This is a genomic window from Methylobacterium sp. EM32 (assembly GCF_040593685.1).
Classification (GTDB): Bacteria; Pseudomonadota; Alphaproteobacteria; order Rhizobiales; family Beijerinckiaceae; genus Methylobacterium.
Window position 1 is genome coordinate 1 of sequence record NZ_JBEXZS010000009.1, and the last position, 25,351, is coordinate 25,351.

23 protein-coding genes and 1 pseudogene are annotated in these 25,351 nt (G+C 72.1%); 16 read left to right on the plus strand and 8 right to left on the minus strand.

Going from position 1 to position 25,351, the window contains the following annotated elements; genetic code table 11:
* The first annotated feature begins 391 nt into the window (after positions 1 to 391).
* Positions 392 to 2,062, plus strand: coding sequence for a methyl-accepting chemotaxis protein (locus tag ABZT49_RS02175; protein WP_355282420.1), 1,671 nt, complete (start codon positions 392 to 394; stop codon positions 2,060 to 2,062).
* 235 nt (positions 2,063 to 2,297) lie between these two features.
* Positions 2,298 to 2,900: a cation transporter gene (locus ABZT49_RS02180; RefSeq protein ID WP_355282423.1), complete on the plus strand. Its 603-nt coding sequence runs from the start codon at positions 2,298 to 2,300 to the stop codon at positions 2,898 to 2,900.
* Between the two features lie 30 nt (positions 2,901 to 2,930).
* On the opposite strand, the gene ABZT49_RS02185 is transcribed toward ABZT49_RS02180, so the two are convergent.
* Positions 2,931 to 3,596, minus strand: a complete 666-nt coding sequence (locus tag ABZT49_RS02185) for an Rrf2 family transcriptional regulator (protein ID WP_355282426.1) — start codon at positions 3,594 to 3,596, stop codon at positions 2,931 to 2,933.
* A 202-nt stretch (positions 3,597 to 3,798) separates the two neighbouring features.
* On the opposite strand from ABZT49_RS02185, the gene ABZT49_RS02190 reads away from it, so the two are divergent.
* The 7 genes and pseudogenes from ABZT49_RS02190 (at position 3,799) to ABZT49_RS02220 (ending at position 12,379) form a co-directional block, all read left to right on the plus strand.
* A complete protein-coding gene (locus tag ABZT49_RS02190) occupies positions 3,799 to 4,035 on the plus strand; it encodes a DUF6894 family protein (RefSeq protein ID WP_355282428.1) in 237 nt (78 codons plus the stop codon).
* Between the two features lie 203 nt (positions 4,036 to 4,238).
* A complete protein-coding gene (locus ABZT49_RS02195) occupies positions 4,239 to 5,240 on the plus strand; it encodes a cytochrome c peroxidase (RefSeq protein WP_355282431.1) in 1,002 nt (333 codons plus the stop codon).
* 811 nt (positions 5,241 to 6,051) lie between these two features.
* Positions 6,052 to 7,098, plus strand: a pseudogene (locus ABZT49_RS34255) (methyl-accepting chemotaxis protein); the annotation flags it as partial.
* 118 nt (positions 7,099 to 7,216) lie between these two features.
* Entirely contained in the window at positions 7,217 to 9,079 is a 1,863-nt protein-coding gene (locus ABZT49_RS02205; protein ID WP_355282437.1) for a glycoside hydrolase family 15 protein, read from the plus strand.
* Between the two features lie 122 nt (positions 9,080 to 9,201).
* Positions 9,202 to 10,749, plus strand: coding sequence for a methionine--tRNA ligase (gene metG, locus ABZT49_RS02210; protein WP_355282440.1), 1,548 nt, complete (start codon positions 9,202 to 9,204; stop codon positions 10,747 to 10,749).
* Positions 10,746 to 11,558 (plus strand): TatD family hydrolase, encoded by an 813-nt coding sequence (locus tag ABZT49_RS02215; RefSeq protein ID WP_355282443.1) that lies wholly within the window; start codon positions 10,746 to 10,748, stop codon positions 11,556 to 11,558. Before metG ends, ABZT49_RS02215 begins: the two co-directional genes overlap by 4 nt.
* A gap of 14 nt (positions 11,559 to 11,572) precedes the next feature.
* A complete protein-coding gene (locus ABZT49_RS02220; protein ID WP_355282447.1) occupies positions 11,573 to 12,379 on the plus strand; it encodes an MBL fold metallo-hydrolase in 807 nt (268 codons plus the stop codon).
* Here ABZT49_RS02220 and ABZT49_RS02225 read toward each other — a convergent pair.
* Positions 12,346 to 12,726 carry a cupin domain-containing protein gene (locus tag ABZT49_RS02225; RefSeq protein ID WP_355282449.1) on the minus strand — a complete coding sequence of 127 codons (381 nt, stop codon included), beginning with the start codon at positions 12,724 to 12,726 and terminating at the stop codon, positions 12,346 to 12,348. The genes ABZT49_RS02220 and ABZT49_RS02225 overlap by 34 nt on opposite strands.
* A 38-nt stretch (positions 12,727 to 12,764) precedes the next feature.
* Between ABZT49_RS02225 and ABZT49_RS02230 the strand changes: the two genes are divergently transcribed.
* The gene (locus tag ABZT49_RS02230) at positions 12,765 to 13,334 is read left to right on the plus strand and encodes a hypothetical protein (RefSeq protein ID WP_355282451.1); all 570 of its coding nucleotides are present in this window, start codon (positions 12,765 to 12,767) and stop codon (positions 13,332 to 13,334) included.
* A gap of 54 nt (positions 13,335 to 13,388) precedes the next feature.
* On the opposite strand, the gene ABZT49_RS02235 is transcribed toward ABZT49_RS02230, so the two are convergent.
* Both ABZT49_RS02235 and ABZT49_RS02240 read right to left on the minus strand, forming a co-directional pair.
* Positions 13,389 to 13,901, minus strand: coding sequence for a hypothetical protein (locus tag ABZT49_RS02235; protein ID WP_355282453.1), 513 nt, complete (start codon positions 13,899 to 13,901; stop codon positions 13,389 to 13,391).
* A gap of 199 nt (positions 13,902 to 14,100) precedes the next feature.
* On the minus strand, positions 14,101 to 14,970 hold the full coding sequence (locus ABZT49_RS02240) for an aldo/keto reductase family oxidoreductase (protein ID WP_355282456.1): 870 nt from the start codon (positions 14,968 to 14,970) through the stop codon (positions 14,101 to 14,103).
* 112 nt (positions 14,971 to 15,082) lie between these two features.
* On the opposite strand from ABZT49_RS02240, the gene ABZT49_RS02245 reads away from it, so the two are divergent.
* The gene (locus tag ABZT49_RS02245) at positions 15,083 to 15,985 is read left to right on the plus strand and encodes a LysR family transcriptional regulator (protein WP_355282496.1); all 903 of its coding nucleotides are present in this window, start codon (positions 15,083 to 15,085) and stop codon (positions 15,983 to 15,985) included.
* A gap of 138 nt (positions 15,986 to 16,123) precedes the next feature.
* On the opposite strand, the gene ABZT49_RS02250 is transcribed toward ABZT49_RS02245, so the two are convergent.
* Positions 16,124 to 17,251: a carboxylate-amine ligase gene (locus ABZT49_RS02250; RefSeq protein WP_355282459.1), complete on the minus strand. Its 1,128-nt coding sequence runs from the start codon at positions 17,249 to 17,251 to the stop codon at positions 16,124 to 16,126.
* A gap of 59 nt (positions 17,252 to 17,310) precedes the next feature.
* A complete protein-coding gene (locus ABZT49_RS02255) occupies positions 17,311 to 17,751 on the minus strand; it encodes an RNA polymerase sigma factor region1.1 domain-containing protein (protein ID WP_355282462.1) in 441 nt (146 codons plus the stop codon).
* A gap of 165 nt (positions 17,752 to 17,916) precedes the next feature.
* On the opposite strand from ABZT49_RS02255, the gene ABZT49_RS02260 reads away from it, so the two are divergent.
* On the plus strand, positions 17,917 to 19,320 hold the full coding sequence (locus tag ABZT49_RS02260; RefSeq protein WP_355282464.1) for a cytochrome P450: 1,404 nt from the start codon (positions 17,917 to 17,919) through the stop codon (positions 19,318 to 19,320).
* A 249-nt stretch (positions 19,321 to 19,569) separates the two neighbouring features.
* On the opposite strand, the gene ABZT49_RS02265 is transcribed toward ABZT49_RS02260, so the two are convergent.
* On the minus strand, positions 19,570 to 19,944 hold the full coding sequence (locus tag ABZT49_RS02265; RefSeq protein WP_355282467.1) for a TfoX/Sxy family protein: 375 nt from the start codon (positions 19,942 to 19,944) through the stop codon (positions 19,570 to 19,572).
* Positions 19,945 to 20,289: 345 nt separating this feature from the next.
* On the opposite strand from ABZT49_RS02265, the gene ABZT49_RS02270 reads away from it, so the two are divergent.
* The 4 genes from ABZT49_RS02270 (at position 20,290) to ABZT49_RS02285 (ending at position 24,454) form a co-directional block, all read left to right on the plus strand.
* Complete coding sequence (locus ABZT49_RS02270; RefSeq protein WP_355282470.1) at positions 20,290 to 21,216, plus strand: sugar ABC transporter permease; 927 nt, start codon at positions 20,290 to 20,292, stop codon at positions 21,214 to 21,216.
* Positions 21,213 to 22,061 carry a carbohydrate ABC transporter permease gene (locus tag ABZT49_RS02275; protein WP_355282473.1) on the plus strand — a complete coding sequence of 283 codons (849 nt, stop codon included), beginning with the start codon at positions 21,213 to 21,215 and terminating at the stop codon, positions 22,059 to 22,061. The genes ABZT49_RS02270 and ABZT49_RS02275 overlap by 4 nt, the downstream gene beginning before the upstream one ends.
* A 13-nt stretch (positions 22,062 to 22,074) precedes the next feature.
* Positions 22,075 to 23,403 (plus strand): ABC transporter substrate-binding protein, encoded by a 1,329-nt coding sequence (locus ABZT49_RS02280; protein ID WP_355282476.1) that lies wholly within the window; start codon positions 22,075 to 22,077, stop codon positions 23,401 to 23,403.
* Between the two features lie 223 nt (positions 23,404 to 23,626).
* A complete protein-coding gene (locus ABZT49_RS02285; protein ID WP_355282479.1) occupies positions 23,627 to 24,454 on the plus strand; it encodes a phosphodiesterase in 828 nt (275 codons plus the stop codon).
* 229 nt (positions 24,455 to 24,683) lie between these two features.
* Here ABZT49_RS02285 and ABZT49_RS02290 read toward each other — a convergent pair whose 3' ends face one another.
* Positions 24,684 to 25,349: a 3-oxoacid CoA-transferase subunit B gene (locus ABZT49_RS02290; RefSeq protein ID WP_093565038.1), complete on the minus strand. Its 666-nt coding sequence runs from the start codon at positions 25,347 to 25,349 to the stop codon at positions 24,684 to 24,686.
* Between the last annotated feature and the right edge of the window lie 2 nt (positions 25,350 to 25,351).

Here is a 25,351-nt window from a genome sequence, read left to right on the forward strand (position 1 = left end):
GGGGGGGGGGGGGGGGGGGGGGGGGGGGGGGGGGGGGGGGGGGGGGGGGGGGGGGGGGGGGGGGGGGGGGGGGGGGGGGGGGGGGGGGGGGGGGCGGCCGGGGGGGGGGGGGGGGGGGGGGGGGGGGGGGGGGGGGGGGGGGGCCGGGGGGGGCGGGCGCCGCCGCGTCCGACCCTGCGGCAGGCGTGAGCATCATGGGACGGCGGCTGAGCGCATCCCCATCCATTCCGCAGGGTCTTGGTGGGGCGGCTGAGCAATTCCTGAGTTCAAGCATCGTCGTAATACGACGTTAGCTGGTTACCACGGGACTTGGATCCATTAACAGAATTTTAGCGATGCCGGAGCCACAACAGGGTCATCCTGTTCTGTCCGATCACTGGCGATCCATTCCATGCGCATATCCCTGAAGAGCAGCCTGAGCGGGCTGTTCGGGATCCTCCTGCTGCTGACCCTGGCGCAGGGCGGCGTCTCCCTGTGGAAGCTCGACTCGATCGAGACCCGCATCGCCAGGCTCGCCGACGACGCGATGCCCTCGATCAACGAGGCCCACGCGATCAACGCCCTGGTGATGCGCGCCCGGCTCTGGCAGTTCCGCTTCATCACGGCCGCCGACGAGGCCGAGAAGGCGCTCTCTGCCAAGAACTTCTCGGAGCTGGACGCGGCTTTGGGCGAGCGGATGGCGCGCTACCGCACGCTGATCAGCTCGCCCGCCGAGCAGGAGACCTTCGGCGAGGTGACCGCGAAGGTCGCGGCGTTCCGGGCCGACTGGGCCCGCCTGAAGCAGATGCCTGCCCAAGCCGAGATCGACGCCTTCTTCCGCGGCCCGATGAACGCGACCTACCGGTCGACGATCGACACCGCCGGCAAGCTCGTCGGGATCAACGCCGCCGCCGGCACCCAGGCGGGCGAGGCCGCCCGGGCCGAGCGGGCCGAGGCGAGCCGCATCACCGTGGCGACCTTCGCGGTCGCCGTCCTCGTCACCCTCGCGGCAGTGCTGTTCTGCTTGCTCCGCATCGTCCGGCCCCTCGGCGAGATGACCGGCGCGATGCGCCGCCTCGCGGAGGGCGATGCCGCGACCGCGATCCCCGGCGCCGCGCGCCGGGACGAGCTCGGCGCCATGGCCGGCGCGCTGGCGGTGTTCCGCGACAACCTGGTCCGCACCCGCCAGCTCGAGGAGGAGACCGCGCTCGCCCGGGCCGGGGCCGAGGCGCAGCGCCGCCACGCGATGCGCGAGATGGCCGACGCCTTCGAGCGGGCGGTCGGCGGCATCGTCGGCGCCGTCACGGCCTCCGCCACCGAGCTGCAGGCCACCGCCCAGACCATGACCCTCACCGCGCAGGAGACCGCAGGCCAGTCGGGCAGCGTCGCGGCGGCCGCGACCCAGGCTGCCGCGAATGTCGGCACCGTGGCCGCGGCGGCGGAGGAGCTCGGCGCCTCGGTCCAGGAGATCGGCCGCCAGGTCGACGGCTCGGCGCGGCTCGCCGGCGCCGCCGTCGCCGAGGCCGGCGAGAGCGCCGCGCAGGTGCGGGCGCTGACCGAGGCGACCGCCCGCATCGGCGACGTGGTCGGGCTGATCTCGTCGATCGCCGCGCAGACCAACCTCTTGGCGCTCAACGCCACCATCGAGGCGGCCCGCGCGGGTGCGGCCGGCCGCGGCTTCGCGGTGGTGGCGGCGGAGGTGAAGGAGCTCGCCGGCCAGACCGCCAAGGCGACCGAGGAGATCACGGGCCAGATCGCGGCGATCCAGGCCTCGACCGGCCAGGCGGTCGGCGCGATCAGCGGGATCACCGCCCGGATCGCGGAGATCTCGGGCGTGGCGACCTCGATCGCCGCGGCCGTCGAGGAGCAGGGCGCGGCGACCCGGGAGATCGTCCGCAACGTCTCCCAGGCAGCGGCCGGCACCGGCGAGGTGACGGCGAACATCGCCGGCGTGGCGCGGGCCGCAGACGAGACGGGTGCGGCGGCGAGCCAGGTGCTGGGCGCGGCCACCGAGCTGTCGCACCAGTCCGAGCATCTCTCGGCCGAGGTGGCCCGCTTCCTCGACACGGTGCGGGCGGCCTAAAGCCGTCGCGAGAGCATCCTCGAAATAGAGCATCATCGCGAACGCCGCCCCGGACCGCCGGGGCGGCGTTCGTCGGTTCAGCGCCTGCGGGTCGGCCTCGGCGCGGCCGCGCGGCGCAACCGTCCGGACGGCATGGCACCGATGCGGGTCGGCGGGTCCCCCCGCAGGACACCCCTGGCCCGGTCCGCCCGATCGGGGCATAGAATCCCGGCCTCCCCGCCGCGAGACCCGCCCCGTGACCGCCTCCGATCCCGATCCCGCCCTGCGCGCCACCGTGCGGCGCGTCGCCCTGCTCAATCTCGGCTATTTCGGGATCGAGGCGGTGGTGGCGGTGGCGATCGGCTCCGTGGCGCTCGTCGCCGACAGCGTCGATTTTCTGGAGGATGCGGCGCTCAACCTCCTGATCGTCGCCGGCCTCGGCTGGCGGCCGGCGGCGCGGGCGCGGCTCGGCACCGTGATGGCCGGCATCCTGCTGCTGCCGGGTCTCGCGGCCCTGTGGACCGCCTGGCAGAAGATCGGCGCCTTCGCGGCCCCGGCCCCTTTGCCGCTGACCCTGACCGGCCTCGGCGCGCTCGCCGTCAACCTCGCCTGCGCGCTGATGCTGGCCCGCCACCGCGAGGGGCGCGGCAGCCTGACCCGGGCGGCGTTCTTGTCGGCCCGCAACGACGCGGTCGCCAACGTCGCCATCGTGGCGGCGGGGCTGGTCACCGCCGCCACGCTGTCCCCCTGGCCCGACCTCGTCGTCGGCCTCGGCATCGCGGCGATGAACGCCGACGCCGCCCGGGAGATCTGGCAGGCCGCCGCCGCCGAGCGCCGGGCGGCCAGGGAGGCGGCGTGATCTGAGGCGAACTTCGCCGGAGGGACAGCCCTACGGGCCCGGCCCCGCCTCGCGCCCGATCAGGTCCCGCATGGCCGCGCCGGTCGGGCCGGCGAGCACGTCGGCGAGGGAGAAGCGGTCGAGCTCGCGCACGAAGCTGCGCTCGGCCGCGTCGAGGGCGTGCTTCAGGAGGCAGCGTCCGGCGAGCGGGCAGGGGCCCCGCGCGCACTCGACGAGGCAGCCGAGCCCTTCGAGTTCCGCCACCACCGCGCCGAGCCGCACCTCCGCCGGCGGCCGGGCCAGGCGCACGCCGCCGGCGCGGCCCTGCCGCGCCTCGATGTAGCCGGATTCGGTGAGCCCGCGCGCGACCTTCTGCAGGTGGTGCAGCGACACCCCGAAGGCGCGGGCGACGGCCGGCGTCGTCGTCCAGGTGCCGGCCTCCACCGCCCCGAGATAGAGCAGCAGGCGCAGCGACAGGTCGGTGTAGAGCGAGAGCCGCAGGGCGCTGTCCTTCTCCTTCGCGAGCCGCGAGACGTCGCCGAAGGCGCGCGTCCGTCCCCGGCCGTCATGGTCGCCCGGCAGCCCCCGGGCCGCTTCGGTCTCAAGGCGCCAGCTTACACAGATCGGGTCGTGCGAGAAAGTCGCGTGCGCAGTTGGATCGCCGCCGAAGGAATTCGCCGATGCATGCCGGCGGAAACGGCAGCGGCGCGACGTCATGAGCCCAGTCGATAGCGGTATAATCTGGTAATTCTCGTACTTGTTTGCGCCGAGAGGGAAAATCGCCTTCGATAAACATATGCGAGGGCGGCGATTGCCGCTGCGTCCTAGGGAATCGTCACCGCGGCCCCGATCGGCAGGGCCGGCCGGTGGGTTCCGGACAACTCGGTCCGGAGGCCCTCTCACACCATTGGGGCAACCCGTGCCGCATTATTTCTTCGACATCAACGACCACGACCTGTCGCACCGCGACGACGAGGGCAGCGAGTGGCCGAACCGCGACGCCGCCCGGGCGCATGCCATGCGGATCCTGGCCGATATCGCCCGCGACGAGGCCCGCCGCCAGGACCGGCTGCACCTGTTCGTGACCATCCGCGACGCGCGCCGGGCCGTCCTCGCCATCGCCTCCCTGGCCGTCGCCTGCACTTGGCTCGACTGAGAACCGGCCGGGCCGACCGTGGCCCGCCGGCGCCCGCGACGGCGGAACGCCGCACCGCCCGATCCGTCGCCCGCGCGAGCACCGACCTGAGATTTGATTCCTGTTACCCTAGGACAAGACGATTTTTAATCGTTCGTTCACGGTGATCTTCTACCCGTGAGAGGGGCCGGACGGACGGCACCTAGGGCAGATCCAGGACAACGATGACGCTCAGGGTCTTCGCGCTCGCCGCATTCCTGCTCGGCGGGGCCGCTGCCGCGGCGGAGCCGGACATCGCCGCCCTCAGGGCGCTCTACCGGCGGCCGGCCAGCATCCCGTTTCCGGAGAACGCCCCGTACTCGCCGCAGCTCGCGACGCTCGGCAAGATGCTGTTCTTCGATCCGCGCCTGAGCGGGATGCAGAACCTGAGCTGCGCGAGTTGCCACAACCCGTCCTTCGGCTTCGAGGTCCCGGTGCCGGGCGCCATCGGGGCGACCAACACGCCGCTGGCGCGCAAGGCGCCCACCATCCTCAACGCCGCCTGGATGCCGGTGCTGTTCTGGGACGGGCGCGCGCCCAGCCTGGAGGCGCAGGCGCAGGGGCCGATCACCGCCGCCGTCGAGATGAACGGCAAGTTCCCGGAGATCGTCGCCCGCCTGAAGGCCATCCCGGATTACGACGCGCAGTTCCGCCGCCTGTTTCCCGAGACCGGCGTGAGCCGCGAGGCCCTGCTGACCGCGGTCGCGACCTACGAGCGCACGGTGGTGGCCGGCTGGGCGCCGTTCGACCGCTGGGTCGAGGGCAGCGAGGACGCGATCACGCCGGCGGCCAAGCGCGGCTTCGCGCTGTTTGCCGGCAAGGCCCGCTGCGCCGCCTGCCACACCGGCTGGAACTTCACCGACAACCGGTTCCACGACCTCGGCATCCCGACCCGGGACCCCGGCCGCGCGGGAATCGCGCCGGACGAGCCGGGGGCGCGCCACGCCTTCAAGACACCGGGCCTGCGCAACCTGACCTACCGGGCGCCGTTCGGGCATGCGGGGCAGTTCGCCGACCTCGATGCGATCCTGACCTTCTACGAGGGCGGCGGGGTCGAGCGGCCGTCGAAGTCGCCCCTGATGCGGGCAATCGCGCTGAGCGCCCCCGAGCGCCAGGACCTCCTCGCCTTCCTGCGCTCCCTGACGGCCGAGCAGACCGAGACGGCCCTGCCCAACCTGCCGAACTAGAGCATTTTCCGACGAAGTGGATGCCGGTTCGTCGAAGACAATGCGACAACACAAAGACTTAGAGAGCTGCGCGATGGCAGCGCGATCGCGCGGCTCTCTAAGCGTCTTTCCCCTCTCACGGCCGCGACACGCCCGCCCCCCGCCCGCCGCGGCGGGCGTGCCCGTGCGGTCGCCTCGAGCCCCGCGCCGCCTCCCGGGTCCCCCGATGTCGATCAGAACCAAGCTCCTGCTGCCGCTCCTCGGCTTCCTCCTCGCCGGCGGACTGCTGGCGGCCCTCGTCGGCTGGCAGGGCATCGCCGCCGTCGGCCGGCTCGGCACCGTCACCGGCCTCAGCCTCGCCTCCGGCGCCGCCGGCGAGGAGGCGAAGGTGCGATTCGGGCGCGCCGAGGCGATCCTCGCCCGCGTCCTGGCGATGACCGACTTCCTCGATCCGGGCACGGTCGAGGCCGGCTTCCGGGCCGAGACCGCGGGCCTTTCCGCCGCCCTCGACCGGCTCGGCGCGACGGCGCAATCGGAGGCGGTCGGCGCCCTGGTGCGCGAGGCCCGGGCCGAGACGGCGCGCTGGCAGCGCGACGCCGGGATCCTGCTCGGCCTGGAGCGGTCCCGCGAGATCCCGACCCAGGAGGCAATGAGCCGGCGCAGCGCCGCCCTGCGGACGAGCCTCGACGCGGTGCGCGAGGCCGGCGCCCACGACGCCGAGATGCGGGCCGCCGCTACCCGGGCCGGCCTCGAGCGGGAGATGACCGGGATGCTGCTCATCGGCGCCGTGCTGGCGGCGGCCGGGCTCGGCGCGGCCTGGCTGATCGCCCGGAGCGTGTCGCGCCCGCTGGTGCATCTCGTCGCCGAGGCCGACCGGCTCGCGGCAGGCGACCTCGCGGTGCGCTTCGTCGGGCTGGAGCGCCGCGACGAGGTCGGCGCCGTCGCCCGGGCGGTAGCGGGGTTTCGCGATCGGATGGTCGAGCGGGCGGCGCTGGCCGCCTCCAACGCCGAGCAGGACCTGCTGGTGGAGCGCGGGCGCCGGGTCGAGGCGCATATCCGCGCCTTCGAGGACGGCGTGCTCGCCGCCCTCGACGAGGTCGATGCCACCGTCGCCGCCATGGCGGGCTCGGCCGACCGGCTCGGCGCGGTGACCCGCGCGATGGAGCGCGAGGCCGCCGGCGCCGCCGGCACTTCGGAGCGGACCCGCAGCCACGTCGAGGGCGTGGCGCGGGCGGCCTCGGCCCTCGCCGGGGCGGTGGCGGCGGTCGGCCGGCAGACCGACGAGACCGCGCAACGGGTGGCCCAGGCGAACGCCCAGGTCAGCGCCGCCGACGGCGCCGTCGCGGGTCTGTCCGGGGCAGCGCAGCGCATCGGCGACGTGGTGGCGCTGATCGCCGGCGTTGCCGGCCAGACCAACCTGCTCGCGCTCAACGCCACGATCGAGGCGGCCCGGGCCGGCGAGGCGGGGCGCGGCTTCGCGGTGGTGGCCGCCGAGGTCAAGGAACTCGCCGGACAGACGGCGCGGGCGACCGAGGAGATCACCCGCCAGGTCGCCGGCATCCAGACCGCCACCGCCGGCGCCGTCGCGGTGATCCGCGGCATCGGCGGCGCTGTCGACGCGATCGAGGCCATCGCCGGCGAGACCGCCCGCGCCGTCGCCGAGCAGCACCGGAGCGCCGACCAGATCGGCCGCGGCGCCGAGGCCGCCGCCGGCCTCACCGCCGAGACCGACCGCAGCATCGACGGCACGGCGAGCGGCCTGCGCGGCACGGTCGCGGCGATCGCCGGGGTCGGGGAGGCGGCCGCCGCCGTGCATGCCGAGACGGCGCGCCTGCGCGGTCGCGTGCAGGACTTCGTCGGCCGGGTCTCGGCGGCCTGACGCGTGCGGATCCGACGCGCGCGACTCGATGGTGCGGCGCAAACCGTCGCGCCCCGAAACCCGGCCTCCCGGCGAACCGTTACCCCCGCGCTTTAACCTGTGTTGGTAGCGAGGCGACGTGACGGACCGGCCGATCGAGGACTACGCCATCATCGGCGATACCTGCACGACGGCGCTCGTCGCCCGCGACGGATCGATCGACTGGCTGTGCTGGCCCTGCCACGACAGCCCGGCGGCGTTCCTGCGTCTCCTCGACGACGACAAGGGCGGGTTCTGCGACCTCGCCCTCGAGGGCGTGCGGGAGACGCATCGCCGCTACCAGGCCGGCACCTGCATCCTGGAGACCACCTTCGTCACCGCGACCGGCCGCGCGACCCTCACCGACTTCATGCCGATCCACCCGCTGGATTCCGTGCCCGACGAGGGACCGGACGGCGACCCGCGCGGCCGGATCGTGCGGATCCTCGCCTGCGAGGCCGGCACCGTGACGGGGCGTTTCCGCGTGCGCCCGACCTTCGACTACGCCCGCGACGGAGCCGCCCTCGAACCCGAGGCGCAGGGCACGGTGCTGTGCCGGCGGCTCGGCCGCCCGGAAGGCATCCGCGTCGCCGCCACGGTGCCGCTCAGCCTCGCGGGCGACCGGGTCGAGGCGGCCTTCGCCTTGCAGGCCGGGGAGGGCGTGTCCCTGGTCCTCGCCCACCGGAAGAACGACGACGGCGCGGTGGACGAGGCCGGGCCGAGCCTCTCGGCGACACAGGCCTACTGGGAGGAATGGTCCGGCCGCTGCACCTATGACGGCGCGCACCGGGAGAGCGTGCTGCGCAGCGCCCTGGTGCTGAAGCTCCTGACCCACGCCCCCTCGGGCGGGATCATCGCGGCGGCCACCACCAGCCTGCCGGAGGCGGTGCCGGGTACCCGCAACTTCGATTACCGCTACGTCTGGATGCGGGACGCGAGCTTCACCGTCACGGCCTTCGTCAATCTCGGCTACGTGCGCGAGGCGGCGGAGTTCCTGCGCTTCCTGCGCGACGCCGACAAGACCCGCGGCCGCGACCTGAAGCTGATGTACGGCATCAACGGGCGCGTGCCGGAAGAGGAGATTCTCGATCACCTGCGCGGCTGGCGCGGGGTCTCCCCGGTGCGGATCGGCAACGCCGCGTCCGGCCAGCACCAGTACGACATCTACGGCGAGTTCCTGGTGGCGCTCCACGCCTTCCTCGACGCCGTCGACTACGACCCGCCGGTCAAGGTCAACGACCATCTTCCCGAGGCACTCGGCCACCTCACCGACCATGTCATCCGCTGCCGCCACGCGCCCGACCACGGCATCTGGGAATTGCGCGACGAGACCCGCCAGATCCTGCACACCAAGGGCATGCTCTGGGTCGCCCTCGACCGGGCGGTGCAGATCGCGCAGGAGGTGGACGTGGCGAGCCCCGACAAGGTCGAGGAATGGCGGAGGGCCGCCGCGGAGATCCGGGCCGAGTACCACGAGAAGGGCTGGAACGCGCGGGTGGGGGCCTACACCCAGGCCTACGGCTCCGACGACCTCGACGCGGCCGTGCTGCGCACGGTGCTGTTCGGCGCCTTCGACGCCCACTCGCCCCGGGTCGCCGCCACCCTGGAGGCGGTGAGCGCCGGGCTCGGCGACGGCGACCTGCTCTACCGCTACCGCAACGGCGACGGGTTCGAGCACCCGGAAGCGACCTTCGCGGCCTGCGCCTTCTGGCGCGTCGGCTGCCTGGCGCTCGCCGGGCGCATGGACGAGGCCGAGCCGCTCTTCGCGCGGCTTCTCGCCCGCGGCAACGACCTCGGGCTGTTCGCCGAGGAGATCGACGCCGCGACGGGCGAGCAGCGCGGCAACGTCCCGCAGGGCTTCACTCACATGGCGATCATCAACCATGCGGTCCGGCTCGACCGGGCGGCGCAGCACGCGCGAGCTCAGACCGACGAGCCGTGCCAATGGGCGGTGGGGGCCTGAGCGGAGCCGGAAAGGCCGCCGGAAGGGGTGGGCACCGCCGCCCGAATTTGCTCTAAGGCTCGGATGGGCGCCGCCTCAGGGCGCCTGAGCGATCCGAAGCCAACCATCCGGGAACTCAAGTCGTGGCGGGCGAGCCGTACTTCATCACCACCGCCATCTCGTACCCCAACGGGGTGCCGCATATCGGCCACGCCTACGAGGTGATCGCCGCCGACGCCATCGCGCGCTTCAAGCGCCTCGACGGCTACGACGTGTTCTTCACCACCGGCACCGACGAGCACGGTCTCAAGATCCAGCAGACCGCCACCAAGGCCGGGATCAGCCCGCGCGCCTTCGTCGACGACATGGCGCCGCGCTTCCGCACCATGGCCGAGCGGCTCGACTGCTCGTTCGACCGCTTCATCCGCACCACCGACGCCGACCACATCGCCTCCGCCCAGGCGCTGTGGCGCCGGATGGAGGCGAACGGCGACATCTACCTCGCCAAGTATGCCGGCTGGTACTCGGTCCGCGACGAGGCCTATTACGACGAATCCGAGCTGGTCACGGCGCCGGACGGCAGCCGCCGGGCGGAGAAGACCGGCACGCCGGTCGAGTGGGTCGAGGAGGAGAGCTACTTCTTCCGGCTCTCGGCCTACGCCGAGCGCCTGCTCGCCCATTACGAGGCCCATCCGGACTTCATCGGCCCCGACACCCGCCGCAACGAGGTGACGAGCTTCGTCCGCTCCGGCCTGCAGGACCTGTCGGTCAGCCGCACCACCTTCGACTGGGGCGTGCCGGTGCCGGGCAGCCCCGCCCACGTGATGTATGTCTGGGTCGACGCGCTCACGAACTACATCACGTCCTGCGGCTTTCCCGACGAGGCCGATCCGCGCTGGCGCCACTGGCCGGCGGACCTCCACGTCATCGGCAAGGACATCATCCGCTTCCACGCCGTGTACTGGCCGGCCTTCCTGCTATCGGCCGGGCTGCCGGTGCCGAAGCGCGTCTTCGGCCACGGCTTCCTCCTCAACAAGGGGGAGAAGATGTCGAAGTCGGTCGGCAACGTCGTCGACCCGGTGGGATTGGCCGACACCTACGGCGTCGACCCCTTGCGCTACTTCGTGCTGCGCGAGGTGCCGTTCGGCCAGGACGGCAGCTACTCGCACGAGGCGATCGTCAACCGGCTCAACGCCGACCTCGCCAACGACCTCGGCAACCTCGCCCAGCGCTCGCTGACCATGATCGCCCGCAATTGCGGCGGTCAGGTCCCGAACGCGGGCGAGCCCTCCGCCGCCGACCGGGCGCTCCTCGCGATGGCCGACGCGCTGCCGGAGAAGGCGAGGGGGCTGATGCAGGACCTCGCCCTGCACGCGGTGCTGGCCGAGATCTGGGCCGTGGTGGCGGAGGCCAACCGCTACTTCGCCGGCCAGGAGCCGTGGACCCTGCGCAAGACCGATCCGGCCCGGATGGAGGCGGTTCTGTACACCACCGCCGAGGTGCTGCGGGCGGTCGGCATCCTGGTCCAGCCCTTCATCCCGAACGCCGCCGCCCGGCTCCTCGACCTGCTGGCGGTGCGACCTGAGTCGCGCGCCCTCGCCGATGTCGGGACGGGCGGTCGCCTCGTGCCCGGCACGAGCCTGCCAGCGCCGAGCCCGATCTTCCCGCGCTACGTGGAGCCCGAGGCGTGAGCCTGGTCGACAGCCCGCAAGGCGCAAGCCTGGTCGACAGCCATTGCCACCTCGACTCGCCCGGCCTCGCCGAGCGGCTGCCCGAGGTGCTGGCCCGCGCGAAGGCCGCCGGGATCGACCGGATGGTGACGATCTCGACACGGGTCGCCCGGTTCGAGACCTACCGGCGTTTAAGCGAGGCGCATCCCGAGATCCTGTTCACGGTCGGCACCCACCCGCACCAGGCCGGCGACGAGCCGGACGTGCCGGCGGCCGAGATCGTCGCGCTGTCGCGCCATCCGCGCTGCATCGGCATCGGCGAGGCCGGGCTCGACTACCACTACGATTACGCGCCCCGGGACGTGCAGCGGCGCGTCTTTCGCACCCACATCGCGGCGGCGCGGGAGAGCGGGCTGCCCCTCGTCATCCATGCCCGCGAGGCGGACGAGGATGTGGCGCAGATCCTCACCGAGGAGATGGCCGAGGGCCCGTTCAAGGCGGTGCTGCACTGCTTCTCGTCGGGGCGGCGCCTCGCGGAGGTCGGCGTGGAGCTCGGCCTCTCCATCTCGTTCTCCGGCATCGTCACGTTCCGCAACTCGGACGAGATCCGGTCGATCGCCGCCTCCGTGCCGCGCGAGCGCCTGCTCGTCGAGACCGACGCGCCCTACCTCGCGCCGGTGCCGCACCGGGGCCGGCCGAACGAGCCGGCCTTCGTCGCCGACACCGCCCGGGTGCTGGCCGAGACCGTGGGGATGAGCGCCGGCGACCTCGCGACGCTCACCACCGACAATTTCTACCGCCTGTTCGACAAGGCCGCCGCCCACCGTTGAGGGTTCTGACACGCATGCCGACCCTGACCCTTCGCATCCTGGGCTGCGGCTCCTCGGGCGGCGTGCCGCGGGTCGGCTACGGCTGGGGCGCCTGCGACCCGGCCGATTCGCGCAACCGGCGCCGGCGCTGCTCGCTCCTGGTGCGGCGCCGGGAGGCCGGGAGCGAGGCGACGACCGTGCTGGTCGACACCTCGCCGGACCTGCGCGAGCAGCTCCTCGACGCCGAGGTGCAGCGCCTCGACGGCATCCTGTTCACCCATTCCCACGCCGACCACACCCACGGCATCGACGACGTGCGCGCCATGGTGATCCACATGCGCCGGCGCATCGCGGTCCATGCCGACGCCGAGACCTCGGCGCTGCTCAAGGCCCGGTTCGGCTACTGCTTCACCTCGCGGCCAGGCAGCCTCTACCCGCCGATCCTCGACCTGCATGAACTCGAGACCGGCGCGCCGGTGACCGTCGAGGGCCCGGGCGGGCCGGTGACCGCCACGGCCTTCGCGATGGAGCACGGGCCCGAGACGGCCCTGGGCTTCCGCTTCGCCGACGCGGCCTACGCGCCGGACGTCAGCACCATGCCGGACGCCGCCAAGGCGCAGCTCGACAACCTCGACCTCCTGATCATCGATGCGCTGCGCGACACGCCGCATCCGACCCACTTCTCGGTGCCGGACGCCCTGGCGCTGATCGAGGAGGTGCGCCCGCGCCGCGCCATCCTGACCAACCTCCACACCGACCTCGACTACGGCGAGCTCAGCCGGCGCCTGCCGCCCGGGGTGGTCCCGGCCTATGACGGGCTCACCGTCGAGATCGACGGCTGATCCGCCGGCTGGAGGTGGATCGCGAGCCAGACCGTCGGCGCGTCGGGATCCGTCCACTCGACCCGGTGGCGCCGATGCGCCGGGATCATCAGGTGGTCGCCGGGCGCGAGCCGCCGCGGCGCCGGCTCGCCGTGCAGGTGCAGGCCGGCGGATCCCGAGAGCAGCACGACCCACTCGTCCCAGGGCTGGTCGTACCAGAAGCCCGGCGGGCTGGCCTGGCCGGTGGAGACGATCCGCTCGATGCGGGCCTGCGGGGTTCGCGCCAGGATGTCGACGGTCTCGTCGGGCCGGGGCGTCGCGGACAGGCCGGCGAAGAGGTTGGCGGTCGGTGGAAGCGTGCTCGTCATGGCGCGTCCGGCATCGTCGCGGGGTCGCGGGCACCGTGATGGATGCCGACCACGACGACCTCGTCTTCGGTTGCGGTGTAGAAGATCAGGTGTGGCAGGGCGCGGACGCGCGCGACAGCTTTCTCGAGAAGCTCGGTCATGCCGCCATCATGCACCCGATTCGCGCCGGCCAGAAGGGAAACCGCAGGCGACGCGGCCCGGCAGAACCCATCCCGCACGGCCCCGAGCCAGCCTTCCGTTCCATAACCTACATTATGCGAATTGCACGTGCAGGCGCCGGATTGAAATGTCCCACCTGGGCCAAGCAGGAATGGCGCACGCCCCCATCGCCGTCCCCCGCAAGCCTCACGGATCGATGGCATCATGACGGCATGGCCGACACCCTGAAAATCGCTCCTGCCCTGCAAGCCCGCGTCGACGCCATCGCCGCGCGATCGCGACGGTCACCGGCCGAGGTCGTCGCCAACGCCCTCGAACACGGCCATTCCCTCGACTGGCAGGAGCGGTTCCTCGACAAGGTGGCGGCCGGGATCGCCGCGGCCGATGCGGGCCATTTCGCCGGCCCGGCCGACGTGGCGCGGGTGCTGAACAAGTACCGCCCGACCTGATGCGTATCGACGGCCTTTCGGATTGGAACGCCCGGAAGGCCGTGTGGGCTCAGCTCAGCGCGGCCCGCCGCCCCGGCGCATGGCGATCTCCTGGCCCTCCTGCCGGAGCGCCCCCGACGGCGCCTCGCTCTCGTTCGGGACCGGGTTCATGCCCTCGTGCGCGGTGCGCGAGTCCGGCCGGCCGGAGGCCGGGTCGCCGGCCTCGCGCCGCAGAGCCAGGGCGCGCCGGGCATGAAAGACCAGGCCGCCGCGGGCCTCGGCCGCGCGGCGGCGCTCCCGCTCCTTGCTGGCGCGCTTGACCGCCGAGGCGAGCAACGCCGCCTTGTGGCGCGAGCCGGTATCGTCCGCGGCGGGCCGCGCGCCCGCGGGCGAAGCCCGGCCGCGCATCTCCCGGCGCTGGCGGTGAGCGATGCCGCGGGCCCGGTCCCGGCGCTCGCGCAGGCGGCGGATCAGGTCGTCGAGGTCCCGGGTCGCGACGTCCTGGATCCGGGGGTGGTGCGACCGGCCGACGAGCTCGGCCTCGTCGGCGGTCAGAAGGCGGGCTTCCTGGCGGCTCGAGATGGTCAAGGGCTGCTCCATCGCTGGGATGCGGGTCCCCGGGACCGGGCTCCTTCGCGGCGGCCGGCCCCGTCCTCGCCCAGGGGAAGCTCATGCAAAGGCTGTTGTTCCGTATCGGGGAGCACGAATAAATCGATGATGGTGCAGGATTAACGCCCGGATCGAGGCCGTCGTCGGCCCGGCCGCGATCCGCGTCGCGCGGCCCGCCCTACGCCCCGGCGATCCCGTCGAGCGCCCGCGTCGCCGCCTCCGGCAGGTCCAGCGCCGCGGCGCTCAGGTTCTCGCGCAGGTGCGCCCGCGACGAGGTGCCGGGAATGAGCAGGAGGTTGGGCGAGCGGCGCAGGAGCCAGGCCAGCGCCACCTGCATCGGCGTCGCGTCGAGGGAGGCGGCGACCTCCGACAGGCCCTGCGACTGGATCGGGCTGAAGCCGCCGAGGGGGAAGAACGGCACGTAGGCAATCCCCTCGGCCGCCAGCGCATCGATCAGGGCGTCGTCGGCGCGGTGGACGAGGTTGTAGTGGTTCTGCACGCAGGCGATGTCGGTGATGCCGCGCGCCTCGGCGACCTGGGCCGCGGTGACGTTGCTGAGCCCGATCCGGCGGATCAGCCCCCGGCGCCGGAGGTCGGCCAGGACCTCGAGCGGCGCCGCGAGGGAGCCCTCGGCCGGCCCGTGCACGCTGAACATCGCCCGCAGGTTGACGACCTCCAGCACGTCGAGGCCGAGATGGCGCAGGTTGTCGTGCACCGCCTGCGTCAGCGCCTCGGCCGAGAAGGCCGGGTTCCACGACGCGTCCGCCCCCCGCACCGCGCCGACCTTGGTGACGATCACGAGGTCGTCCGGGAACGGGTGCAGGGCCTCGCGGATGATCGCGTTGGTGACGTGGGGGCCGTAGAAGTCGCTGGTGTCGATATGGGTGACGCCCTGCGCCACCGCCTCGCGCAGGACCGCCACCGCCTCGTCCCGGTCCTTCGGCGGGCCGAACACGCCCGGCCCGGCGAGCTGCATCGCGCCGTAGCCGAGGCGCCGCACGCGCCGGTCCCCCAGGGCGTAGGTTCCCGCTTTCTCGATCCCGCTCATGACTCGTCTCCTCGCTCGATGACGGGCCGGATCTAGACGCCGTGCGACCACGCGATAAGACGGCACAATTCGAACAGGCTGTGCGAGATCACGAACAATGGCGACAGAACCGATGGCGGCGGATCTGGGCGATCTCGCCGCCTTCGTGGCGGTGGCGGAGGCCGGCGGCTTCCGCGAGGCGGCGCGGATCCGCGATACCGGCGCCTCGACCTTGAGCGAGGCGGTGCGCCGGCTGGAAGCGGGGTTCGGGGTCCGGCTCCTCCACCGCACGACCCGCAGCGTCGCGCCGACCGAGGCCGGGGCGCGGCTGCTGGAGCGGCTCAAGCCCGCCCTCGGCGAGGTCGCGGCGGCCCTCGACGTGGTCAACGGGTTTCGCGACCGACCGGCCGGCAGCTTGCGCCTCAACGTGCCGGTGAGCGCGGCGCGCCTCGTGCTGCCGAAGATCGTCCCGCCCTTCCTCGCCGCTTATCCGGACATCCACCTCGACGTCGTCGCCGAGGACGGCTTCGTCGACGTGCTGGCGGCGGGCTGCGACGCCGGCATCCGCTACGAGGAGCGCCTGGAGCCGGACATGATCGCGGTGCCGATCGGCCCGCGCACGCAGCGTTACGCCACCGCCGCGGCGCCGGCCTATCTCGACCGGCGCGGGCGGCCCGCGCATCCGCGCGACCTCCTGGCGCATGCCTGCCTGCGCGGCCGGTTCGCCAGCGGCGCGCCGACGGAGTGGGCGTTCGAGCGCGACGGCGAGACCGTGCGGATCGAGCCAACCGGCCCGCTCACCGTGCGGGTCGGCACCGCCACCGACCTCGCGGTCGAGGCGGCCGTCGCGGGTCTCGGCGTCGTCGGCCTGTTCGAGGATTGGCTGCGGCCGCATCTCGATAGCGGGGCGCTCGAGCCCGTCCTGGAGCCGTGGTGGCCGCGCTTCTCCGGGCCGTTCCTGTACTATCCGGGCCGGCGCTACCTGCCGGCGCCCCTGCGGGCCTTCGTGGACTTCATCGGGGCGCGGCGGGAGTGATACGCTTTCCGGACGATTCCTTCCGGAAAGCGTATCACAAGCCCGCGCGGCGTCTGAGCGAAGTCGCTTTCCGCATCGCGAAAGCGATTGCGCAGCAAGCGCCGAGCGATCAATCGCAAAGCGTATGAGCCCCCTGCCCTACGCCCGCCCCTCCGTCTCCCGCGCCAGGGCGTCGACCACCGCGGCGATGCCGGCCGCATCCTCGCCGTCCTCGCCCCGCCCGGCCGCGTAGGCCGCGCGCTGGCGGTCGGCGCTGGTGCCGTCACGGACGATGCGGCGGGCGTCGTCGAGGGCCTGCGCGCAGCCCAACGCCGCCGCGTCCTCGGCGACGAGCGCCAGCACGGCCTCCAGGGCCTCGCCGCAGGGCACCGCGCGGCCGGCCTGCGGATCGATCAGGGCAGCGCGCACGCCGTCGCGCTGGGCCCGCCACAGGTTCTCGCGGATCACCGCCCGGGCGACCCCGTCGAGGCCGGCATTGAGGTCGGGGCGGCGCTCGGCGGCGCGCACGAGGCAGCGGTAGAGGCCGGCGATCGCCACCGCGTCCTCGACCCGGGTGCAGGCATCGGCGATGCGCAATTCCAGCGTCGGGTAGCGGATCGAGGGCCGCAGGTACCACCACAGGAAGCTCGCATCCTCGATCGCCCCGGCCGCCGTCATCACCGCGACGTAGCGCTCGAACTCGGCATTGCTGGAAAACAGGTCGGGCAAGCCGGTGCGCGGCAATTCGCCGAAGGCGCACAGGCGGTAGCCGCACAGGCCGGTGTCGCGCCCCTCCCAGAACGGCGAGGAGACCGAGAGCGACAGCAGCACCGGCAGGAACGGCAGCAGCCGGTTCATCAGGTCGACCCGGCCGTCGGGCCGCGCCACCTCGACATGGACGTGCATGCCGCTCGCCAAGCTGCGCTGGCCCACCATCCGCACCTCGTCGAGGATGCCGTGGTAGCGCGCCCCGTCGGTCGGGGCCTGCGCGTCCCAGGCGGCGCCCGGATGGGTGCCGGCGCCGAAGACCAGGATCCCGTGCGCCCGGCCGATCTCGGCGAGCCCCCGGCGCAGGGAGGCGAGGCCGGCCCGGGCCTCCTCGAGACTCGTCGCCGGCGGCGTCGCGATCTCGATCTGGCTCTGCAGCAGCTCGCGCTCGGCCGCCGGAAGCAGGGCCTTGGCGGCGGCGTGGAAGCCCCGCGCGCCCTCGCGCGGCGTGCCGCGGGTCGCGGCATCCGCCAGGAAGAACTCCTCCTCGATGCCGAAGCGGTAGGCGGGGCCGGTCATGGGTGGGGGTTCTCCGAGAGCGCAGGGATATAGGCGCCGGCTACCGGCCGGCCACGGTGTCAGTTCCGCCCGGCCCACAGCGCCAGGACGAGGAGGGCGAGGACGAGCGCGGCGAGGCCCGCCCAGATCACCGCCCAGGTCACCGCACGGTGCGCACCGCCCCGGGCGGCCGGGGGCGCCGCATCGCGGGGCTTCGGGGCGGGCGGCGCGGTCGCGGCGGGCGGCGTCTCCGGCGCGAGCGGCGGCGGGGCCTCGGCCCCCGGCTCCGGCAGCCGGACCGTGCCGGCGGGCGGCAGCGGGCGGCCGGTCCCCAGCAGGGCCTCGTCCGGATCGACCGAGATCCCGGCCTCCTCCAGCTCGATCAGCACCAGGGCGATGTCCTCGGCGCTCATCCGGTCGACCGGCAGGGCGCGGCGCAGGTCGTCGGGGCCCAGCCCGCCCTGGCTCCGGCCGAGGGCGACCAGGCGGTCGAGGGTGGCGCGGTCGAAGGCGGCCGGCATGGAGCAAGGTCCGATCTCGCAAGGCTCCGGTCTGCCGGGATTCCGGTCCGGGATGTGCCAACGCGCACGGGCCGGCGGCGTTTCCCGTCACGCTCGCGCCCAGATGGGGGTGGACAAGACCCGGGCTCCCGGTGTCCGTCGGGACCACCCGAACCCAGGCGAGCCATGAACGCCCACTCGACCCATGTCCGTCCGGCCCCCGAGGAGCCGCGTCCGGTCCTCGCCCGGATCACGCCGCCGGCGCGGCCGCTCGGGCCGTGGCGCTTCCTGCGCACGGTGGTGCGCAACCCGCTCGAGGCCTGGCCCGAGACGATCTACCGGGAGCCGCACTACACCTCCGAGTTCCTCGGCACGTCGAGCCTGTTCGTGATGGCCCCGAACCTGATCCGGCGGGTGATGGTCGACGAGGCCGACGCGTTCGAGAAGTCGGAGGTCCTGCGCCGCGCCCTCTCGCCGGCCCTCGGCGACGCGATCCTGACCGCCGACGGGGGGCGCTGGCGCTGGCAGCGCCGGGCGGCGGCGCCGATCTTCCGGGCCGAGCGCATCCGCAGCTTCGTGCCGGCGATGATCAGGGCCGCCGAGCGCACCCGCGACGCCCTGGCGGCCGGTGCCGGCAACGGCGCCGAGATCGACATCGCCCAGACGATGATGCGCACCACCTTCGAGATCATCGTCGAGACGATGCTCTCGGGGCATGGCCGGATCGACGCCGCCCGGGTCGAGCAGGGCATCACCGACTACCTCGAATCGACGAGCTGGGTCTTCGCCCTCACGCTGCTGCGGGCGCCGGCCTGGATGCCGTTCCCGGGCCGGTCCAAGGCCGATCGGGCCAAGATGTACCTGCGCGACGAACTCTTCCGCCTGTCCGCCGAGGGCCGCCGCAACGGTACGGAAGGCCGCAACGACCTGATGAGCCTGCTCTTGGCCGCCCGCGACCCGGAGACCGGCCAGGCGATGGACGACCGCGACGTCGCCGACAACCTGCTCACCTTCGTCACCGCCGGGCACGAGACCACGGCGCTCGCCCTCACCTGGGCGTTCTACCTGCTCGCCCACCACCCGGAGAGCGAGGCGCTGATCGCCGCCGAGGTCGAGGCGGCGACCGCGGGCGGTCCGCTGACCGCCGACCACGTCGACGCCCTGCCCTATACCCGCCAGGTGATCCTCGAGGCGATGCGGCTCTACCCCCCGGTGCCGGTGGTGGTGCGGGCGGCGCTCCGCGACGTCGATCTCGACGGGGTGCCGGTGAAGGCCGGCACGCCGATCACCATCCCGATCTACGCCGTGCACCGCCACGCCACCCTGTGGGACGAGCCGGAGCGCTTCGACCCCGCCCGCTTCGCCCCCGAGGTCGCCAAGGCCCGCGACCGCTACGCCTACCTGCCCTTCGCGGCCGGTCCCCGCATCTGCATCGGCATGGGCTTCGCGCTCTCCGAGGCGGTGGCGATCCTGGCGGTGCTGGTGCGGTCCCTGCGGTTCTCGCTGCGGCCCGGCTACCTGCCGGTGCTCAAGCAGCGCATCACCTTACGCCCGGCGGAGGGGATGCCGATGCGGGTGACCTTGCGCTGAGGGGTTTTCGACCGCGGGCAAAGTCCTTCGTAACGATTGCGCGCACGCCTCCACCTCACAGGGTCATCCCGGGGCCGCGCAGCGGAGCCCGGGATCCAGAACCGCAGGTGATGGCAGTACGAGGCCGAACGCCTTCCACTTTATCCTGAAAGTCCTGCGGTTCTGGATTCCGGGCTCCGCTGCGCGGCCCCGGAATGACATGGTGGATGTCAGATTCGTCGGCCTGAACGAAAATCGTTTGAGCCAATATCAAACCTCCGCCTCCACCCTCCTCCGCCCCGCCGGCTTCGCCCGGTCGGCGGCCAGCGCCGCCGCGCAGGCCCGCCGCGCCCAGGCCACGAACTCCTCCGGCTCGTCGGCGAGCCGGTCCGGCGCCCGCCAGTAGCTCGCGATCGTGGTCGTCCGGCCGCCCTTGGTCGCGTAGGAGAACGGCGCGCCACCCTCGGCCCCGAAGGACGTGGTCTCGTCGGGAGCCGCCTTCAGGTAGAGCGCGCCGCGCAGAACGAGCCCGAACATCAGGCCGCCCCGAAACAGCCCGATCCCGCCGAACATCCGGCGGATCGCGACGCCGCCGAGCGGCGCCAGCAATTCCTCCAAATAGGCGCGGTCCGCGTGATCCGACATGAGTCGCTCCGTGACCCCATCGGCCGAGCTTCGCCGCCGGGGGCCGCGCCGGCAAGCCCGGTGAGCCATCGTCGTGCGCAGACCAGTTCCGCAACGTCATCGCGACGGGGCGCGGCCAGTCCGGCAAGATCTTGCATGGCGGACCGGGTCCCTGCCAGCGAGGGTTGTCGTTGAACCAGTAAAATTCCACTCCCCGCGACTATCCATGACGCGGCCGAAACGCTCACGCGAGCCGGGCCCGCGCCGCGCGAGGATCGGAAACACGGCCTAATCCGGTGCCGATTTCATCCGCCTGTCACGAAACCGCACGATGACGCGCCGATCTCGACATCTCCGGCGGATTCCTTGACCCACGTTCTCGATACGATTCCGGCGACTCGCGCGGCCGAGCCGCGAGCGGCGCGCCGGCCCTTTGCCGGCCTGCTGCTGCCGCTCGCGCTGCTCAGCCCCTCCCTCGTCTTCCTCGCCCTGTTCACCTACTGGCCGGTGGTCGAGGTCCTGTGGGACGCGACCCACCAAGTGACGCGCCGGGGCACCCGCTTCGTGGGCCTCGACAACTTCGCCGCGCTGTTCTCCGATCCGACCTTCCAGCGCGCGCTCCTCAACAACGCCCTCTACGCCGTGGGCACGGTGGTGCCGAGCCTGGTCCTGGCGCTGGCCTTCGCGCTGGCGCTCAACGGCGCCGGCCGGATGCGGGCCCTGATGCGGGCGGTGTTCTTCCTGCCGGTGATGATCCCGCTGGTGGCCGCCGCCGCGCTCTTCCTGTTCCTGTTCCTGCCCGGCATCGGCCTCATCGACCACCACCTCGCCCGGCTCGGATTCGCCGGCGCCAACTGGCTCGGCGATCCGGATCTGGCGCTTTCCGCCATCACGGTGCTCACGGTGTGGAAGAATGCCGGTTACTACATGCTGTTCATCCTGGCCGGCCTGCAGGCGATCCCCGACGAGGCCCGCGAGGCCGCGCTCCTCGATGGGGCAGGTCCCTGGCAGCGCCTGCGCCACGTGACGCTGCCGGCGCTCCGTCCGACCTTCGCCTTCGTCGGGGTGATCGCGCTCCTCAACGCGGTGACGCAGGTCGACCACGTCTTCGTGCTCACCAAGGGCGGGCCCTCGGACGCGACGAAGCTCCTGCTGTTCTACATCTACGAACAGGCCGCCGAGCGCTACGATGCCGGCCGCGCCGCCGCCGCCACGGTGGTGACGCTGGCGCTGCTCGCCGCCCTCACCGCCCTGTCGCTCAGCCGCAGCCAGGGTCCGGAGGCGGCCCGATGAGCGCGACGATGCAATCGGGTCCCGTGACCCGCGAGATCACGCCCCGGATCGCCCGCTGGGTCGTCGCCGGGCTCGCCCTGGTCTGGGCGGTGCCGTTCTGGTGGATGCTGGTGGCGGCGTTCCGGCCGGCGGGATCGGGCGCCGACGCCTCGCTCCTGCCTTCCCTGACCCCGACGCTCGCCAACTTCGCCGAGGCCTGGGCTTCGGCCGACTTCCCGCTCTACTTCCTCAACTCGGCCGCCCTCTGCGCCGGCATCCTCGTGGTGCAGCTCGTCACCGCCTCGCTCGCCGGCTACGTCTTCGCGCGGCTGGAATTCCCGGGCCGCGGGTTGATGTTCGGCCTGTTCCTGGTCCAGCTGATGCTGGTGCCGGTGGTGCTGCTGGTGCCGAACCTGAAGACCGTCGCGGCTCTGGGCCTCTACGACACCCTGCCGGGCGTGATGGCGCCCTACTTCGCCACCGCCTTCGGCACCTTCCTGATGCGCCAGAGCTTTCGCGAGGTGCCGCGGGAGCTCGAGGACGCCGCAATGATCGACGGGGCGGGCTGGTGGGCGCGCATCCGCCTCATCTACCTGCCGCTGACCAAGCCGGCCCTCGTCGCCTTCTCGATCGTCTCGGTCACCAGCCACTGGAACGAGTTCCTGTGGCCGCTGATGGTCATCAACTCCCCCGACAAACGCCCCCTCACCCTGGGCCTCGCGAGCTTCACGCTCAGCGCCGAGGGCATGCAGGCTTGGGGGCTGATCGCGGCCGGCACCTTCCTGGTCAGCCTGCCGCTCCTCGCCGCCTTCCTGATCTTCCAGCGCCGGTTCGTGAACAGCTTCCTCGCCTCCGGCATCAAGTAGAGGACAATTGAAGATGATTTCCTGGTGGAAGGGCGCCGCCCTCGCCCTGGTGGCGGCGGCCGGCCTCGCCGCGCCGCGGCCCGCATTCGCGACCGACATCGAGCTGTTCTTCCCCGTCCCGGTCGACGGGGCGCTCGCCCGCAACATGTCCGGCCTGATCAAGGAGTTCAACGACTCCCATCCGGACATCAAGGCGACGCCGGTCTTCACCGGCTCCTACGACGACACGCTCTTGAAGACCCGCGCGTCGATCAAGGCCGGCAAGCCGCCGGCCGCCGTGATCATGTCGGCGAACTTCCTCACCGACCTCGCCATCGAGCGCGAGATCGTGCCGATGGACGACCTGATCCAGAAGGACGGCAAGAGCCAGGACGCCTTCACCGGCCAGTTCTTCCCGGCGCTGCTTCCCAACGCCGTGATCGACCGCAAGGTCTACGGCGTGCCGTTCCACAACTCGACGCCGCTGCTCTACATCAACGCCGACCACTTCAAGGAAGCCGGCCTCGACCCGGACAAGCCGCCGCGCACCTGGGCGGAACTCACCGACGCCGCCCGCAAGCTGACCAAGCGCGAGGGCGACCGCACCACCCGCTGGGGCCTGATGATGCCCTCGAACTACGATTACGGCGGCTGGATCCTCGAAGCCCTGACGATGTCGAACGGCGGGCGCTACTACAACGAGGAATATGGCGGCGAGGTCTATTACGACACCCCGACCATGCTGGGCGCCCTCACCTTCTGGTCGGACCTGGTCCACAAGGCCAAGGTGCACCCGGCCGGCGAGCAGAAGGGCCCGGCGGTGACCGGCGCGTTCCTGGCCGGCCAGGCCTCGATGATGGTCATCTCGACGGGCTCGCTCACCTTCATCCGCGACACCGCCAAGTTCCCGTTCCGGGTCGCCTTCGTGCCGATGAACGTGCGCCAGGCGGTGCCGATCGGCGGCGCCTCGCTGGTGCAGCCGGCCGGCCTCTCGGCGGAGAAGCGCGCCGCCGGCTGGACCCTGATCCAGTGGCTGACCTCGCCCGAGAAGTCGGGCTGGTGGAGCCGCGCCACGGGCTACTTCGCCCCCAACAAGGCGGCCTACGACCTGCCCGAGATGAAGGCGTTCCTGGACAAGAACCCCGACGCGAAGATAGCCGTCGACCAGCTCGCCAACGCCAAGCCCTGGTTCGCCACCTACCGCACCGTGCCGGTGCGCAAGGCGATCGAGGACGAATTGCAGGCGGTGCTCGCGGGCAAGCGCCAGCCGAAGGAGGCGCTCGTCGCCGCCCAGAAGGCCGCCGACGCCCTGATGCGCCCCTACGTCGAGGACACCGCCCTGCGCCTGCCGGGCGCGGAGTGACGCACATTTCGAAGTGAAACGCACCCCTTTCCCGGACGACTGAAGCGAAGCGGAAGGAGATCCGGGATCCAGCACAAGGACTCGCCGCGAAGCGGCTCATTGTTTGCACCGTTGCAAGCAAGCGGTCGCCTCGCGAAGTCTCGTGCTGGATCCCGGGTCGCATTCCGCTGGCGCTGCATGCGCCCGGGAAAGGGCGTTCTGCCCTTCTCGACCGGACACTCCCATGCTCATCGCCCAGATCACCGACCTGCACGTGCGCCCCCGCGGGCTGCCGGCCTACCGGGTCTCCGAGACCAACGCGATGGTCGCCCGCGCGGTGGCCCACCTCCTCGCCCTCGATCCCCGCCCCGATCTGGTACTGATCTCCGGCGACCTCACCGATTGCGGCCTGCCCAAGGAATACGAGCTTTTGCGCGGCCTCCTCGCCCGCCTGCCGATGCCGGTCTACGTGGTGCCCGGTAACCACGACCGGCGCGAGACGATGCGCGAGACGCTGCCGGCGGCCTGGATGCCCGGCGTGACGGATGGCTTCGTCCAGTACACGATCGAGGATCACCCCGTCCGCCTGATCGCCCTCGACACGCTGGTGGCGGGCGCGAGCCACGGCGCCCTGTGCGCGGAGCGCCTCGGCTTCCTGGAGCAGGCGCTCGCCGGCGGCGACGGCCGTCCGACCCTGGTCTTCATGCACCACCCGCCCTTCGAATGCGGGCTCGTCCACATGGACGAGATCCGGCTCCTCGACGGCGAGGCCCAGTTCCGGCGGCTGATCGGGGCTCAGACCTCGGTCGAGCGGATCCTGTGCGGCCACCATCACCGGCCGATCCTGACCCGCTACGCCGGCACGATCGCCCAGATCGCCCCGAGCGTGACCCATCAGGTCGCCTTCGATCTCACGCCGGAGCACGAGGGTGCGCTCGTCTTCGAGCCGCCGGCCTACCTGCTCCACCGCTACACGCCGGAGAGCGGGATCGTGAGCCACATGGTGTATGTGGAGAGCTTCGACGGGCCGTACCCGTTCGTGCTGGACGCGGCGTATCCGGGCCAGCACTGATATTAATGAAATAAAATCCAAGAATATGGCGCGGGATCCCCTCTCCCGTTTGGGAGAGGGGTAGAGGTGAGGGTGACACGCTTCAGTGCAATGCTCTGACGGTCGTGCTGGTAGCGGATCGGCCAGAGCATAACTCAGGACCGTAGCACCCTCACCCCTAACCCCTCTCCCACACGGGAGAGGGGAAGCGTGCCTTACCTTGAGACTTCAGTCCCAAGACACACCATCCTCAGGTGTTCTTCAGCGCCACCCGGTACTGGCCTTGCGTCTTCGCCCGCACCTCGTCCTCGGTGACGCCGTCGGCGAGTTCGACCAGGCTCATGCCGCCGTCACCCTTCTTGTCGATGGTGAAGACGCCGAGATCGGTGATCACCATGTCGACCACGTGGGTGCCGGTGAGCGGCAGGTCGCAGGCCTCGAGCAGCTTCGGGGATTCCGAGCCGTCCTTGGCCTTGGCGACGTGCTCCATCACCACGACGACCTTCTTGACGCCGGCGACGAGGTCCATCGCGCCGCCCATCCCCTTCACCATCTTGCCGGGGATCATCCAGTTGGCGAGATCGCCGTTCTGGGCCACCTGCATCGCGCCGAGGATCGACAAGTCGATATGGCCGCCGCGGATCATCCCGAACGAATCGGCCGACGAGAAGTAGCTCGTGGTCGGCAGTTCGGTGATGGTCTGCTTGCCGGCGTTGATGAGGTCGGGATCCTCCTCGCCCTCGTACGGGAACGGGCCCATGCCGAGCATCCCGTTCTCGGACTGAAGCTGCACCGACATGCCGTCGGGGATGTAGTTCGACACCAGCGTGGGGATGCCGATGCCGAGATTGACGTAGAAGCCGTCCTCGAGCTCGCGGGCGGCGCGGGCCGCCATCTGGTCGCGCGTCCAGGCCATGG